General features: G+C 40.2%; 1 protein-coding gene. It reads left to right on the top strand.

Annotation, left to right across the window (positions count from 1 at the left end; all coding sequences use genetic code 11):
• Positions 1 to 358 (top strand): InlB B-repeat-containing protein (locus KH400_RS22700; RefSeq protein ID WP_217228502.1); only part of this gene is annotated, 358 nt, incomplete at both ends.

Raw genomic sequence — 358 nt, 5'->3', positions numbered from 1 at the left:
AGTGAAGGGTGGTTATTTAAAGGCTGGGATGGATCTGAAACTTCAACCAACGATCGGATTTCTGTTACTATGGATTCTAATAAGTCTATTAGAGCTGTTTTTATACAAGATGAAGACGAGCAAGAAGTCAACCCACAACAACCAGTGCAAGAAGTTAACCAACGAACAACCTATTCACTTTCGTTAAATTCAACTGAAGGTGGACAAATTACAAAAGATCAATCCGGTAATCAATTTAATAGCGGAACTAGAGTCACTCTTATAGCTGTACCTAACTCTGGGTGGAAGTTTGATCGTTGGGAAGGTAATGCTAGGGGGACATCGAGGACTGCCACGGTAACCATGGATTCTAATAAGA

The sequence above is a fragment of the Desertibacillus haloalkaliphilus genome, assembly GCF_019039105.1.
In the GTDB taxonomy this organism is placed as follows: domain Bacteria; phylum Bacillota; class Bacilli; order Bacillales; family KJ1-10-99; genus Desertibacillus; species Desertibacillus haloalkaliphilus.
This window is presented reverse-complemented; position numbering and strand designations above follow the sequence as displayed.